The 16,555-nt window shown below is 42.4% G+C and carries 11 protein-coding genes; all 11 read left to right on the plus strand.

Annotated elements, in window-relative coordinates:
• Positions 1–32 precede the first annotated feature (32 nt).
• The 11 genes from MURRU_RS11390 to MURRU_RS11440 all read left to right on the plus strand — a co-directional run bounded on the left by MURRU_RS11390 (position 33) and on the right by MURRU_RS11440 (position 16,552).
• Entirely contained in the window at positions 33–1,223 is a 1,191-nt protein-coding gene (locus tag MURRU_RS11390) for an N-acetylmuramoyl-L-alanine amidase family protein (protein WP_014033618.1), read from the plus strand.
• Between the two features lie 65 nt (positions 1,224–1,288).
• On the plus strand, positions 1,289–2,275 hold the full coding sequence (locus MURRU_RS11395; RefSeq protein WP_014033619.1) for an MlaD family protein: 987 nt from the start codon (positions 1,289–1,291) through the stop codon (positions 2,273–2,275).
• Positions 2,276–3,601: a 4Fe-4S dicluster domain-containing protein gene (locus MURRU_RS11400; RefSeq protein ID WP_014033620.1), complete on the plus strand. Its 1,326-nt coding sequence runs from the start codon at positions 2,276–2,278 to the stop codon at positions 3,599–3,601.
• 10 nt (positions 3,602–3,611) lie between these two features.
• Positions 3,612–4,403, plus strand: coding sequence for a (Fe-S)-binding protein (locus MURRU_RS11405; RefSeq protein ID WP_014033621.1), 792 nt, complete (start codon positions 3,612–3,614; stop codon positions 4,401–4,403).
• Positions 4,404–4,460: 57 nt separating this feature from the next.
• Positions 4,461–4,943, plus strand: a complete 483-nt coding sequence (locus MURRU_RS11410; RefSeq protein WP_014033622.1) for a hypothetical protein — start codon at positions 4,461–4,463, stop codon at positions 4,941–4,943.
• 199 nt (positions 4,944–5,142) lie between these two features.
• Positions 5,143–8,055 (plus strand): glycoside hydrolase family 3 N-terminal domain-containing protein, encoded by a 2,913-nt coding sequence (locus MURRU_RS11415; protein WP_014033623.1) that lies wholly within the window; start codon positions 5,143–5,145, stop codon positions 8,053–8,055.
• A gap of 29 nt (positions 8,056–8,084) precedes the next feature.
• Entirely contained in the window at positions 8,085–9,227 is a 1,143-nt protein-coding gene (gene bshA, locus MURRU_RS11420; RefSeq protein WP_014033624.1) for an N-acetyl-alpha-D-glucosaminyl L-malate synthase BshA, read from the plus strand.
• A 35-nt stretch (positions 9,228–9,262) separates the two neighbouring features.
• On the plus strand, positions 9,263–9,691 hold the full coding sequence (locus MURRU_RS11425; protein WP_187289843.1) for a hypothetical protein: 429 nt from the start codon (positions 9,263–9,265) through the stop codon (positions 9,689–9,691).
• 116 nt (positions 9,692–9,807) lie between these two features.
• Positions 9,808–10,989, plus strand: coding sequence for an OmpA family protein (locus MURRU_RS11430; protein ID WP_148261505.1), 1,182 nt, complete (start codon positions 9,808–9,810; stop codon positions 10,987–10,989).
• A 63-nt stretch (positions 10,990–11,052) separates the two neighbouring features.
• A complete protein-coding gene (locus tag MURRU_RS11435; RefSeq protein WP_014033627.1) occupies positions 11,053–11,499 on the plus strand; it encodes an RrF2 family transcriptional regulator in 447 nt (148 codons plus the stop codon).
• Between the two features lie 262 nt (positions 11,500–11,761).
• Positions 11,762–16,552, plus strand: coding sequence for a PKD domain-containing protein (locus MURRU_RS11440; RefSeq protein ID WP_014033628.1), 4,791 nt, complete (start codon positions 11,762–11,764; stop codon positions 16,550–16,552).
• Positions 16,553–16,555 lie beyond the last annotated feature (3 nt).

The raw sequence follows: 16,555 nt of genomic DNA on the forward strand, positions 1-16,555 counted from the left end.
CCATTAATGAACGCTATAATTACTCAGTTCTTATGAATAAAAGTCGGTTCGCATTTTTAATTTTTCTACTTCTGGTCCTTCCTTTGACTTCTTTTAACAAAAATGATACCGAGGTATTGCCCAAAGATAAATTTGTTGTGGTTTTGGATGCAGGACATGGTGGGCACGACCCGGGGAACATTGGAAATGGATATCTGGAAAAGGAAATAGCACTTGCCATTGTTCTAAGGGTAGGGAAGGAGCTGGAAAAGCACCCCGATATAAAAGTGGTCTATACCAGGAACGATGACACCTTTATTGATTTGTTCGTAAGGGGAGAGATCGCCAATGAGGCCAATGCCGATCTTTTTGTGTCGGTACATTGCAATGCACACAATTCCAATGCTTACGGAACAGAAACCTATGTGCTGGGGCTGCATGCCAACCGTCAAAATTTTGAGGTGGCCAAAAAAGAGAACTCCGTAATTTATTTGGAAGATGATTACGAGCAGCGATATGCGGAATACGATATTAATTCCCCAGAATCTGTGATAGGTCTTACCATTATGCAAGAAGAATTTCTTGACCAGAGCATACAATTGGGGAAAAAACTACAGGATAACTTTACCAAAGGGCTCAAACGTAAGGATAGAAAGGTAAAACAAGCAGGGTTTATAGTACTGCACCAAACCTTTATGCCAAGTGTTTTGGTGGAAGCCGGTTTTTTGACCAATAAAAACGAGGGAAGCTATCTTAACTCTAAAGAAGGACAGGAAGAAATGGGAAAGGCCATTGCCGATGCCGTGCTGGCTTATAAAGAGGAGATGGGCTTTACGCCAACTCCAGTTGCCAATACCCCTAAAGTCAAGGATGATGAAGTAGCCGCTACCGTACCAAAGGATAGCCCCGAAAAGCAAGAAGAGGTAAAAGAGAAACAGCCTGAAAAGAAATCTCCTGAGATTCAGGAAGAAAAAGAAGCCAAAGAAGAGACAGGGGTAGTGTTCAAAGTGCAATTGATGGCCAGTGGAAAAAATATTGCACTTAATGGAAGTAACTTTAATGGGCTGGGCGAATTGTCCAAAGAACCCTATAAGAACCTGTTCCGATATATGTACGGGAATGCAAATACTTTTGAAGAGGCCAAGAAGTTAAAGAAAAATGCGGATGCCAAAGGCTATGCCACATCGTACATAGTAGCATACAAGGACGGGCTAAGGATTCCCATTACGGATGCATTGAAGTAGAATGCGCTCAAAAGCACTCTTGTTATAATTATTCCTAAATTTGTTTAAACCATAAACCGAATCTTTTGAAATTATCCAGGGAAATCAAAACTGGGATTATCGTAGTCGCTGGAATTGTAGCCTTCATTTTTGGGCTTAGCTACTTAAAATCCTCTCCGCTTTTTGAAAACAACAAGACTTTTTATGCTGTTTACGACAATGTAGGCGGATTGCAGCCCGGGACCCAGGTTTCCATTAACGGATACAATGTGGGCAATGTTACCAGTATTAATTTTAAGGACAGTTCCGGTAAATTGTTGGTGACTTTATCGATCAACAATGAATTTGAATTTTCCAAAAACAGTATTGCGGAACTTTTTGATACAGGAATTATCGGGGGAAAAGGCGTTCAAATTGTACCTGTATTCGATAAGGCCCCGTACGCGAAATCGGGCGATACCCTGCAATCAAAGATAAAACCCGGCATCACTGAATTGGTACAGCAAAAATTGACCCCATTGCAGATGAAGGTGGAAGGAGCGGTGTCCAACGCCGATTCCTTATTAATGAATGTGAACCAGATACTGGATGATCCCACCAAAAAACAGCTGCAAGAAACCATAGTCTCATTAAATCAACTGGTAAAATCCTTTAAGGGAAGCGCGGATAATCTGAACACTTTGCTGGACAACAATAAAATGCAGTTGGATAGTTCCTTGAAAAATGTAAGTCATATCACTTCCAATTTTTCAAAACTGTCCGATTCTTTGGTAAACTCCGATCTTGGCGGAACCCTTACCGAGTTCAAGACTACCGTGGAAAAACTCAACGACATATTGGCCAAAATAGAAAGGGGCGAGGGATCTTTGGGCAAATTGCACCAAGACGATGCGCTCTATAACAATTTGGCCGATGCATCAAGGGAGTTGGATCTATTGTTGCAGGATTTTAGGCTAAATCCCAAGCGCTATGTCAATGTTTCCGTATTTGGTAAAAAACAAAAAGAGTACACGCTCCCCGAGAACGATCCCGCAGAACAGCAGGATTCTACGGGACTAAAAGAAAATCAATAAATGGAATATCTGCCCAATATAGTATTCGCCATAGCCCTAATTCTAGGTATTGGGTTCTTTGCCCGCAACGTTAAAAAGTTGTCCAGAAACATCAAACTCGGAAAAGATGTGGATGTGAGCGACAACAAATCCCAACGATGGAAAAATATGGCAAAAATAGCCCTAGGGCAGACCAAAATGGTGGTAAGGCCCATTGCTGGATTAATGCACATCATCGTTTACGTGGGCTTTGTTATCATCAATATCGAGGTGCTGGAGATTATCCTAGATGGGCTTTTAGGGACACACAGGTTGTTTTCCCCACTGGGTTCCTTTTACAATTTTTTAATCGGGTCTTTTGAAATATTGGCCCTATTGGTGATCGTGGCCGTAGTGGTTTTCTGGATCAGAAGGAATATCATCAGAATACAGCGTTTTATAAAACCCGAAATGAAAGGTTGGCCCAAAACCGATGGGAACATGATTCTCTACATCGAGTTTGTATTGATGATCCTGTTCCTTACCATGAACGCTACGGATTTTCAGTTGCAACAGATAGGGGCGGAACACTACGTGCAGGCAGGGTTCTTTCCCGTGAGCCAGTTTATTGTTCCTTTGTTGGAAGGTCTTTCCGAGTCCTCTTTGATTTTTGTGGAACGAACAGCATGGTGGTTGCATATTTTGGGCATATTGGCTTTTTTGAATTATCTCTATTACTCAAAACATTTGCATATCCTTTTGGCCTTCCCGAATACCTATTACGGAAAATTAAAGCCACAGGGACAGTTCAATAATTTGGAATCCGTCACCAAAGAGGTAAAATTGATGATGGATCCCGATGCAGATCCCTATACCGCACCTGCGGAAGATGATGCGGCCGAACCCGAGAAATTCGGAGCCTCCGATGTCATGGACTTGAATTGGGTGCAACTGCTCAACGCCTATACCTGTACCGAATGTGGACGATGTACCTCGGAATGTCCGGCCAATCAGACAGGAAAAAAGCTATCCCCCCGAAAAATTATGATGGATACCCGAGACCGTTTGGAAGAAGTGGGCAATAATATAGATGCAAACCAAGGCCAATTTATTCCCGATGGCAAACAATTGTTGGGAGATTATATCAGTCACGAAGAATTATGGGCATGTACCACTTGCAACGCATGCGTAGAAGCCTGCCCGGTAAGTATAGATCCATTATCCATAATTGTAGAAATGCGCAGGTATTTGGTCATGGAGCAATCGGCCGCACCAACGGAGTTGAACAACATGATGTCCAACATAGAAAACAACGGAGCCCCTTGGCCCTACAATCAAATGGACCGATTAAACTGGGTAAACGAATAAATCTAGTACTATGAGCGAGCAATTGAAGGTTAAGACCATGCAGCAGTTTATGGCAGAAGGCAAACAGCCGGAAATATTGTTTTGGGTAGGTTCTGCAGGTAGTTACGATGATCGTGCCAAAAAGATATCGAGGGCCTTTGTGAAGTTGTTGAACAAGGCCAATGTGGATTTTGCCGTTTTGGGCACCGAGGAAAGTTCCACGGGCGATGTGGCAAAAAGAGCAGGCAACGAATTTTTGTTCCAAATGCAGGCCATGATGAACATAGAATTACTGAATGGCTACGAAATAAAGCGAATAGTAACCTGCGACCCACATTCTTTTAACACCTTAAAAAACGAATACCCAAGTTTAGGCGGTACTTATGATGTTGTTCACCATACACAATATCTTAAAGAACTTATCGATGACGGACGTTTGACCATTTCGGGGGACGGATACAAGGGAAAACGCATTACTTTTCATGATCCCTGTTATTTGGGCAGGGCCAATTCCGTTTTTGATGCACCAAGGGAATTGCTCACCAAGACCAGTGCTGAATTGGTAGAAATGAAACGACACAAGAAAACCGCCCTTTGCTGTGGGGCAGGAGGTGCCCAAATGTTCAAGGAGCCCGAAAAAGGGGATATGGACATTAACGTATTACGTACCAAGGATGCTTTGGAAACCAACCCCAATATTATAGCAACAGCTTGCCCATATTGCAACACCATGATGACGGATGGGATAAAAGCACACGAAAAAGAAGACAGTATCACCGTTTTGGACGTAGCCGAATTACTGGCCAACGCCCAAAATTTGTAAGAATATGATTGTCCCCTTAAGGGACTACAGAAGTGTTCCTCGAAAAAAAACAAAAAAATGCTAGTAGATTTTAATGAATTGCCAGACCACTCCAGAGTTTGGATCTATCAATCCAATAGGAGTTTTACAGAAGAAGAACTGAAAGAATTGGAAGGGAGCTTAACAGCTTTCCTAAAGGAATGGACCGCCCATGGCAGTAATTTACATGCAGGGTTCGAGATAAAGTATAAGCGATTTATCGTAATCGGATTGGACCAGACCAATGTAAGTGCATCAGGTTGCTCCATTGATGCCTCTGTGCACTTTATCCAGAATTTGGAGCAGCAATATAATGTAGAATTGCTGGACAGGATGAACGTATCCTTCAAACAAGGTGAATACATTGCCTACAAGCCGCTAAAAGATTTCAAGAAAATGGCCAAGGCCAAATCGGTTTCCCCGAACACCATTGTTTTCAACAACTTGGTGGCCACAAAACAAGAATATTTAGAAAATTGGGAAGTCCCTGCCAGTGAAAGCTGGCACTCTAGATTTGTATAGGTTTGGTTTTCAAACAACAACAATTCTCGATACCTGCCTTTGCCGACGAACAGGCTATATTGCTTTTCGGGATTTTATTCGAACCGAGAATTACAACAACTAAAGAGCTATACTCTTAAATTATCTTAAATCTTATGCTTTCCTCGATGAAATGCAATATTTTTATTGCCAATAAGTTCAGGTCTTAGACAAGATTTTTATGCGGATAAATTTCCACCTTCCCCTTTTTCTACTGTTATGTTTACAAGCTATCGGGCAGATTAATCCCTTGGCTGCCAAAGACTCCGTGGCCCAAATGGCATGGGTGGAGAACCACTACGCAAACATGGCGCTTGAAGAACGGATAGGACAGTTGTTTATGGTGAGCGTTGCATCAAACCAAAGTAAATCCGCAACGGATAGGGTAAAGAACCTTGTCGAATCCGAAGGTATTGGAGGAGTCATCTTTTTGGTGGGAGGACCTGTCCAACAAGCACAATTGGCCAACGTATACCAGGCAGCATCCAAAGTGCCATTGCTCATTGGTTCCGATGCCGAATGGGGTATGGCCATGCGTTTGGACTCAACCTACGCTTTTCCGTGGAACATGACCCTGGGGGCGATCCAGGATAGTACCATCGTGGAAAAGGTGGGCCATCAAATTGGAAAACACGCCAAACGTCTTGGGGTGCACATTAATTTTGCCCCAGACTTGGATGTGAACAATAATCCGAAAAACCCTATCATAGGTAACCGTTCTTTTGGCGAAGATCCTAAAAATGTGGCAGAAAAAGGAAGGGCCTTTGTTCGGGGCATGGAAAAAGCAGGCGTACTCACCAGCGGTAAGCATTTTCCCGGACATGGCGACACCGCTACCGATTCACACAAATCCTTGCCCATTATCAACTCATCTTTGGAGCGATTGGATTCCATTGAACTGTATCCTTTCAAAGAAGTAATGAAAGCTGGATTGAGCTCTACCATGGTGGCCCATTTGGATGTGCCCAGTTTGGAATCTCGGGAAGGGCACCCATCAACACTTTCCAAAAGTATAGTGACGGGCGTATTGCAAAACCAATTGGGATTTAAAGGTTTGGTCATCACCGATGCCTTGAACATGAAGGCAGTTTCGGACTTTGCCCCCGAAGGAGAGGTGGAATTGGAGGCCTTTTTGGCAGGGAATGATTTATTGTTGATGCCAGAAAACGTGCTCAAAGCCAAAGAAACCTTCATAAAGGCGTATAACGATGGTGTGGTCACGGAGGAAAGATTGGCCAAGTCTGTCAAAAAAATATTGATGGCCAAATACAAGGCTGGTCTGTACAATTATCAGCCTGTAAATTTGGAAAACCTCCTTGAGGATTTGAACGGAATTGAAAACGATGTGGTTTACGAAGAGGCTATGGAAGGTGCCATTACAGTTGCCAAGAACAATTTTTCGTTGATGCCCATCAAAAAACTGGACAATAAAAAAATTGCATACGTGCATTTTGGTGATGCTTCCGGGGCCACTTTTCACGCAGCATTGAACAAATATTACAAAGTAACCCATATCAAGGCCAAGGATATTGCTCAATATAAAAAGGAACTGGTGAAGTATAATTTGGTCATAATCGGTTTCCATAAAGATAATTCGAGTCCTTGGAAAGGCTATAAATTTTCCAAAAACGAACTTTTTTGGCTGGAGGAAATATCCCGTTTGCGGACCAGCAATACCATTTTAGCCCTGTTCGCTAGGCCATACGCCCTGTTGGATGTCCTGAACTTTGATACCGTGGACGGGGTAGTGGTGGGCTATCAGAATAGTAAAATTGCACAGAAAAAGGTGGCCGAAGTTATTTTTGGTGCTATTGGGGCATCAGGAAAGCTGCCCGTATCTGCCCATGATGAGTTTCCGGTTGGTACAGGTGTTGAGGTAAACCCCATACAACGCTTGGGGTATAGCATTCCAGAACGGGTGGGGATGAGTTCGGAGATGCTTGCCGAGGTGGACACGTTGGTTCAGCATGGATTGGATTCCTTGATGTTTCCAGGGGCGCAGGTGCTGATTGCCAGAAGGGGGAAAGTAATCTATAACAAGAATTTTGGGAAGCCCACCTATAACTCCACAAATGAGGTTGCCGAAGAATCCATATACGATCTGGCTTCTTTGACGAAGATTCTCTCCACCTTGCCCATGATCATGAAAATGGAAGAAGAGGGGGAGATTGCCCTGAACGATACATTCGGGGACCTGATTCCCGAATATGCCGATACGGAGTTAAAAGAGGTATCCGTCCTCAAAGCCTTATCCCACTATGGGCGATTGCCTTCCTGGATTGCCTTTTACTTGGATACCTTGAACAAGGACCGAAAACCATCATCGGAATTTTACAGGCAAAACCCATCAGAGGCTTTTCCGTACAAAGTTGCCGAGCATTTGTATTTGACTAGATCTTATAAAGATTCCATCTATAGCAGGATTGGGAGACAAAGCCTTAAATCGAACAGGTACCGGTATAGCGATGTGGGCTATTATGTGTTCAAAGAGTATATTGAGGACACCTACAACAAACCTATCAATGAATTGGTCGATGAGTTTCTGTACAAGCCCATGGGGCTGCAACGAACCACCTTTAATCCCTTAAAAAAATTTTCAAAAGAGGAGATAGTTCCGTCCGAAGAGGACGACTATTACAGATATCAGACGGTGCAGGGCTATGTGCACGATATGGGAGCGGCCATGCTGGGCGGTGTAGGAGGCCATGCAGGACTGTTTAGCACAGCCAATGAGGTAGCGAAGATCATGCAAATGTACTTACAGGGCGGTTACTACGGTGGGGAACGGTTTTTTAATTCGCGTACGGTGAAGCGGTTCAATACCTGCTATTTCTGTAACAAAGATGTAAGGCGGGGCGTTGGTTTTGATAAACCCCAGTTAGAAGAAAAAGGTCCTACCTGTGGTTGTGTGTCCAGACAGAGCTTTGGCCATAGCGGATTTACGGGAACCTATACCTGGGCCGACCCTGAAGAGGAAATTGTCTATGTTTTTCTGTCCAACAGGACCTACCCGTCTGCGACGAATACATTATTGATCAAATCTGGATTGCGGACACGTATTCAGCAGGCCATTTATGATTCCATTATTAATTAGGTAATGAATAATTGCCTTAGATTTGTTGTATGAAAATAGCGATTGTGTGTTACCCAACCTTTGGCGGTAGTGGCGTTGTTGCCACAGAATTGGGTATAGCCCTGGCAGAAAGGGGCCATGAGATACATTTTATCACTTACCGTCAACCCGTGCGTTTGGAGCTTTTGGGAAACAACATTCATTTTCACGAGGTACATGTGCCGGAATATCCATTGTTCCACTACCAACCTTATGAGCTGGCACTTTCCAGTAAGTTGGTGGATACCATCAAGCTTCACGATATTGAACTGCTGCATGTGCATTATGCCATCCCACATGCCTATGCGGGCTATATGGCCAAAAAGATGCTCCAGGAATACGGAATCTTTATTCCGATGATCACCACCTTGCACGGAACCGATATTACCTTGGTGGGCAAACATCCCTTTTATAAACCAGCGGTTACCTTCAGCATCAATAAATCGGATGTGGTGACCTCGGTTTCCGAGGCCTTGAAAAAGGAAACCTTAAAGCTTTTTGATATTGAAAAGGATATTGAGGTAATTCCCAACTTTATTGAAACCACCAAGTACAAGAACAATTATACGGATTGCCAACGTACCATGATGGCAAAGGAAGATGAACGGATCATTACCCACATCAGTAATTTTAGAAAGGTTAAGCGCATCCCCGACGTCATTAAAATATTCCATCGAATCCAAAAAACAATGCCTGCAAAACTTATTATGGTGGGCGAAGGGCCTGAAAAGGAAAGGGCGGAAGATTTATGTGATTCTTTGGGTCTGAAAGACAAAGTGTTGTTCTTGGGCAATAGCAATGAAATTGATCGGATTCTTTGTTTTTCCGATTTGTTCCTGTTGCCTTCGGAAACGGAAAGCTTTGGTTTGGCGGCCTTGGAGGCCATGATCAACAAGGTAGCTGTAATTTCCAGCAACACAGGGGGCATTCCCGAAGTAAATATTGACGGGGTATCCGGTTATTTGGCCGATGTAGGCGATGTGGAGACCATGGCAGCACGGGCCATAGAGATCTTAAAGGATGACGATACTTTGGAAAAGTTCAAGGAAAACGCATTCAATGTGGCATCAAAATTTGATATAGTACATGTACTGCCTTTGTATGAAGACCTTTACGAAAAAGCCTTTAAATCACGCTTTAAAAACACCTTTTAGCCATCAGATATATATTCTTCATAGCATTGATCTGTTTGCTCTCCTGCAAAGCGCAAAAAGAGGGGCGTTCCCCTGTGGGTGAAGAAATAGAAGGCATGGTTTTGATAGACCATCATAATTTTATCAACATAGATGCATTTGAAGCACAGGTGATAAGGGATGCAAAATCGTTGCGAAAATTTTATGTGGAAATAAACAAAACCCGTAAACCTGGCCTTCCTGTTCCTGTTGTAGATTTTTCCCAAGAGTTGGTGATTTTGGTCTGTTTGGGCGAGCAGAAAGGAGATAAGGCCCCCGTATTATCCAAATTGAAGGAGACCGACGAGGAAATTTCGATGGTCCTGGAGCTTGTCGAGGTGGAAAAAGATGGGGACATGACGGTTCAGGCCATTAATTTCCCTTTTTATCTCTACAAAATGCCATTGGTCGATAAAACCATCACTTTCCAAAGGATTGACCATTAGGACTTTTAAAATATATTTTGCTTCTCATCGAAAATAAGCGCACTTTGAAGTGCAAAGTTTCTTTTTTTAAAGGCTTGCTATAGCTTTGATGGCGATAAACCTCAAATCGAGTAAAAATGAATACTTCAAAACCTTTGACCATGCTGGTCGTGGCTCTTTTTTCTTTTGCCTTGACCTATGCCCAAGACGTAGAATTGACCAAAAAGGATAGTATCGTACAAAGCTATTGGCTTGTATCGTTGGGAACCAATGTGGTAGATGACTCCGGAGATGAATTTGGAAAACTTTTTGACTTAAGCGATGCTTGGAACATGGTACCTTACCCCTCTAGGCTTAGTTTTGGCCGTTATTTTAAAAATGGTCTTGGCTTGGAAGCCATAGGTTCTTACAATAAGTATAAGGAAGGAAAAATTGTGGACAACAATATTAATCCAGAAGATGTGGATTATTGGGGGCTTGATTTTAGGGTAAGCTACGATTTGAACATGATTTTGGGGCAGACCGGTTTTTTTGATCCATACGTAGGAATTGGTGCAGGTTATACCGATGCCAATAATCAGGGTAGGGGTACATATAATGCTGTATTGGGTTTTAGGACGTGGCTCTCTGACCATTGGGGCTTGGATTTTAACTCCACAGGTAAATGGGCCATGGATTCAGAAAAGGCTACCAACCACATACAGCACGCCCTTGGAGTGGCCTATAGGTTTAATGTAGAAAAAGGACTTTCCCGCAAAGGGGAGGAGAAATTGGCCTTATTGCAAGAAATGGAAAAAGAGCAGCAAAGGGTTCAGGATTCCATTGCCAAAGCCGAAGAAGAGGCCAGATTGTTGGCCGAACGACTTCAAAAGGAAAAAGAGGCCGCTGAACTTGCTGCGGCGGAAAAGGCAAAAAGGGAAGCAGAAGAAGCCAGGAGAGATGCACTGCAGACCAAGATAAACGATTTGGGGAATGTGTACTTTAAGCTTAACTCTTCGTATTTAACTGCTAAAGACAAAGCGCTGTTGGATCAGTTGGTCGCCATTATGGAAGATGAGCCCAATTTGATCATAAGGGTAACGGCACATACCGATTCCAGAGGAACAGAAAAGTACAATCAATGGCTTTCGGAACGAAGGGCGGAACGAACTGTGGATTATGTGACCTCAAAAGGTATTTCAATGGATAGAATCAGTCACGAAGCCTTTGGCGAAACCCAATTGGTGAATGAATGTGAGGATGGGGTGCGTTGTACTGAGGATAAACATGCTAAGAACCGTAGGTCGGATTTTGAGATAGTTGAATTCCAATTAAATTAAATATCCTTTGTTTTGTTGATGGGGTGTCGATTTCCAGTTATCCTTAATTAATTATATTGTCGTATGCTTACTAATGGTTGTAAATATGCAATAAGGGCTGTAATCTACTTGGTAATGTATGCCGATGTCAACAATAAAATAGGGGCCAAAGTAATTGCAGAAGACCTGCAAGTATCACAACCTTTTTTAGCCAAATTACTTAAGGAGTTGTCCGGTAAGGGGGTAATATTGTCAAACAAAGGCCCTGGCGGAGGATACTTTTTAAGTGAGGAGAATAAAGAAAACACGCTTTGGGATATAATCTCCTGTATATCGGATGGGAATAAATTTGATGAGTGCTTTCTTGGTCTTGTTAAATGTAACAATGATAACCCCTGTCCTTTGCATTATGCCGTTGTTCCTTTTAAAAAGAAAATATTATCGGATTTTCAACAGAAAACCATTCATGCCGTTGTTGAAGAGGTAAAACAAAACGGTACCGCTATTACTTTAAGAAACCTCGATATGTAAGGTAGCCCCAAAAAGAACTCTTTTTTCCACATTAGTTTTTCTACTTGTACAAGATACTTTTGGTCAATAGCATAGCCACATCGTATTGAAACCATTTTTTTATCCAACAAAATAAAATACTAAATAGTCTTTTATCGGTATTTGGACTCAATTTAACGATTATCCCCGCGCTGTTTAATTGATGCTCAAGGGTTGGATTATCTTTGTTAAAAGATATTTAAACGGTTTCTTTTCTTAAAGTGCTAACTCTTTTCTATTGGTTATGAATACTGGTTACCCCAACATTTTTAAAGCCCTTGCCGCTGCTTCTATTTTTATGTTGTCCGTACTTTGTTTTAACAACCTTCATGCACAGATTGATTTTAATAAAAGCGACTTGAACTTTAATGGAAATGAAAGTGTTTCAGGTGTTACTTCTTTAATGTATGGCCCAGACGGCCGACTGTATGTTTTAGAATATTATTGGGGAGGTAGTGCTGCTGGAACCATAAAAATACTAACCGTTCAAAGAAATAGTGCCAGTGATTATGTAGTTACGGATGTCGAAACATTAACAAGCGTTTTGAATATTGTCAATCATAATGATGACGGTACGGTAAACAATTCAGTTAAGCAAAGGGAGGCCACTGGTTTAACAGTTGCCGGTACAGCCGAGACCCCGATAATTTATGTTACTTCCAGTGATTTCCGGATGGGCGCTGGGTATTCTGGGGGTGATATTAATCTTGACACTAACTCTGGTGTTATAACAAGGTTATCGTGGAACGGAAGTTCTTGGGATGTTGTGGACCTTGTCAGAGGGTTGCCAAGATCTGAAGAAAACCATGCCACTAACGGTTTGGAGTTTATAACTATTAATGGAACAGAATACCTTATTGTTGCGCAAGGTGGACATACCAATGCAGGTGCTCCTTCCAATAACTTCACTTTTATCTGCGAGTTTGCCTTGTCGGGAGCAGTTTTAGCTGTTGATCTCGATATGCTCAATGATATGCCAATAAAAATCGATAGCAATGGAAGACAATACATTTATGATTTGCCGACTATGGATGACCCCACACGCTCCAATATGAATGGAATAACCGATCCAGATGCTCCCGGATACAACGGAATTGATATTAATGACCCTTTTGGTGGTAATGACGGATTAAACATGGCAATCGTAGAAGTGGGAGGTCCTGTTCAGATAATGTCGCCAGGGTTTCGTAACCCCTACGATTTGGTCGTTACCGAGAGCAAAGCACTTTACGTTTCCGACAATGGTGCAAACGGAGATTGGGGGGGATTGCCCATTAACGAAGGAGGAGGTTCGGTAATCAATGATTATGACTCTTCGGAACCTGGGAGTACCACATTCGTAGATGGTGAAAAAGTTGATAATGATGATCATTTACAGTTAGTGACCATCAATTTAGATACTTATACTTTTGGTAGTTATTATTCCGGTCACCCAAATCCTATAAGGGCAAACCCCAATGGTGCCGGTCTTTTTACGGCACCGGAACAGTTTGGGACTACAGGGGCGGTATTTAGAACCCAAAAATACGATCCCGATGGTTCAACCCCTGGGTCTACTACTAATCCAAATATAGCACTGCCGGCCAACTGGCCTCCAGTTTCAACCGCCAACAGCATTGAGGGGGATTGGAGAGGCCCTGGGACAGCAAATCCTGATGGTCCCGACGACAATAACATTACCACATGGGATGTAAATACCAATGGATTGGATGAATATACAGCATCCAATTTCAATGGCGCCATGAAAGGCAATTTACTGGCCGGGGATAATCACGGGGTCATCAAAAGGGTAGAATTGAATCCTGATGGGTCCTTGTTGCAGCTTACAGAGCCATTTCTTACAGGTATTGGGGGAGATGCTTTGGGAATTACATGTAATAGTGATACAGATTATTTTCCAGGTACCATTTGGGCGGGAACACTTAATGGCAACATTGTTGTTTTTGAACCCCAAGATTATGGTACTACCTGCATTACCATGGGTTCTCCAGAATTCGATGCTTCTGCTGACTACGATAATGATGGTTATACAAATCAGGATGAAATAGACAATGGAACCGATTATTGCGATGTATTGTCCAAGCCCCAAGACTTTGATGCATCTGTGGGTGGAAACTTGGTTTCGGATTTAAACGACGACGACGATGACGCTGACGGTATTTCCGATGCAAATGATCCATTTCAACTGGGAAATCCCAATTCTTCAGGAAGTGATGCATTTGTATTTCCTGTTTACAATGATTTTTATAATACCCAAGGTTTAGGTGGTATCTCCAACCTAGGCTTAACAGGTTTGATGAACAACGGAGATAATGGTCCAAATTGGTTGGACTGGATAGATAAAACTGATGCGGGCCCCAATCCAAATGATATACTGGACGGGAACACGGGTACTTTGGTACTGCAAATGAATGAAGGAACCGCATTCGGAACGACCAATACCCAGGAAAAAGGATATCAATATGGGATTCAGGTAAATCAAAGTAGTACAATTTTTTCGGTAGTGGGAAAAATGATCGATTTAAATTCTTCTTTGGGCATCTACGGAAATACCAGTGCTATCGGTGGTGAAATTGGCTTTTTTATTGGCGATGGTACCCAAAGCAATTATATTAAAATGGTACTCAAGAGCGATGGGATAACAATATTGCAGGAAGTCGATGATGTACCTGAAGCTCCTATCAACATCCCTATAGCTGTGGAGGACAGACCTAATGCTGATATCAACTTTTATTTTGTTATCGACCCTTCCAGTGGACAAGTAGATCTTGAGTTTGTGGTTGATGGGGGCAACAGGACTCTAGCGACCACTCTAACTGCCAAAGGAAATATCCTTAATGCATTACAAAATTCCAATATGGACTTGGCTGTTGGTTTAATCGGAACATCCAACACACCTGGGGTGGAACTGGAGGGCACATGGGATTTTCTCAATGTATATGAAGAGGGGGGAGGGTATTCCTTGAGAATTAATGCAGGCGGACCACAGCTCGTATATGACGGAAAATTATTTTCTGCAGATCAATTTTATAATAGCGGGTCGGAATATAGTAATTCGAGTGCTCAAGTAGACGAACTTTATCAGACCGAACGATTTGCCAGCCTTAATGCCTTTAATTACAACATATCGTTGGAAAATGGTGAATACACCGTAATTCTTCATTTTGCCGAAATATACTTTGGTGCTACAGGGGGAGATTCTAACGGAGGTATTGGAGATAGAATTTTCAATGTTGAAATAGAGAATGCGTTGGTTTTAGATCACTATGATATTGCGGCAGATGTAGGGTCGGAAATATCTGTTGCCAAACCTTTCGACATTACCGTTGCCGATGGTGAGTTGAATTTGGATTTTCTGGTGCCAGCGGCTGGAGGTGCCAACAAGCCCAAAATTTCCGCAATCGAAATTCTTGGGAGCGCCAGCGTAAACAATCCACCCGTGGCCGTGGCCAGTGCATCTCCCGAAACAGGAAACATTCCTTTGGAAGTTAATTTTATCGGGAGCAATTCCATCGATGATAAACAAGTGGTAGGCTATTTATGGAATTTCCAAGATGGAACACCGTTATCTTCCCAGGCAAATCCTACCCATACTTTTACGGAAGAGGGAATATATGCCGTTGAATTGACTGTTGAGGACGAAGAGGAACTTTTCGATACAACTATAGTGACCATTGAGGTTGTTGACCCACCGAACGAAGCTCCGATTGCAGTTGCAGATGCATCTCCCGTCAGTGGGAATGCTCCCTTGGAAGTTGCTTTTACGGGCAGCAATTCCTCTGATGATAATATTGTCGCTTATTCTTGGAATTTTAAAGATGGTTCCCCTATTTCCACAGCGACCAATCCAGTACATACTTTCATAATACCAAACACATATATTGTTGAGTTGACTGTAGAAGATGCAGAAGGGTTAACGGATACATCCACAGTAACCATAGAGGTGGCCCCACCGACCAATGATCCTCCTACAGCTATAGTTGCCGCTAATCCAGTTCAGGGAGAAGCCCCACTTCTAGTTATTTTTAATGGTAGCGGTTCCAATGATGATACTGGAATAATAGCATATCTCTGGGATTTTAAGGATGGGACAACTTCTACAGAGGTTAATCCTAAAAAAACATTTGAAGAACCTGGAACCTACCATGTAGTACTACAAGTAATCGATGAAGGAGGTTTAACAGACGTAGATGTGATTGCCATTACAGTAAGTATCCCCTCAAATAATCCACCAGTAGCAGTTGCCAATGCTTCGGGGAGTATTGGCACAGTTCCATTAAGTGTTTCTTTTACCGGAGAAAATTCAACCGATGATAAAGGCGTGGTGAGTTATTCTTGGAATTTTAATGATGGTAGTGAAATATCTCCTCTCCAAAATCCAAGTCACACCTTCGAAGTAGCTGGAACCTATGAGGTTGAATTGACAGTTTCTGATCAAGAAGGATTAACCGATACTACTTCTTTATTTATTCTTGTAACCCCGAAGCCCAATGAGCCTCCAGTGGCTGTAATTAAATCAATACCCAATCGGGGAGAGGTTCCCTTGGAAGTTAGTTTTGATGGGACCGGTTCAAACGATGATAAGGAAATAGTAAGGTATCTATGGGATTTTAAGGATGCAAATGTCCAATCAACAGAGGTCGTTACCTCACATACTTTTACCGAGGTTGGAAGCTATGATGTGACCCTTACCGTATTTGATGATGAAAACCTAAACAATACAAAATCCATTTCAATTGTTGTAGTGGAAGAAACTGCCTCAGATGAAATAACCGGAAGAATAATAGTCAACCCGGCAAAGGATATGGCTAGAATTCAAATCGTGGACCATAGCGACTCAAACCGCTCCGTGGTTCGGATTTATTTGCACGATTCAAGCGGTAAGATGTTAGGTTTATATGACCCTGCTGAAATATTTGCCCATGGTATATATGAGATCCCCATTTTAACCTTAAGCGAGGGGGGTGCCTATTTTATTGGTTTTGAAATGGACAACAACGAGAAACTGGTGTTAAAGTTGATTGTTAAGAAATAGAAA

Source organism: Allomuricauda ruestringensis DSM 13258, from assembly GCF_000224085.1.
GTDB classification, from domain to species: domain Bacteria; phylum Bacteroidota; class Bacteroidia; order Flavobacteriales; family Flavobacteriaceae; genus Flagellimonas; species Flagellimonas ruestringensis.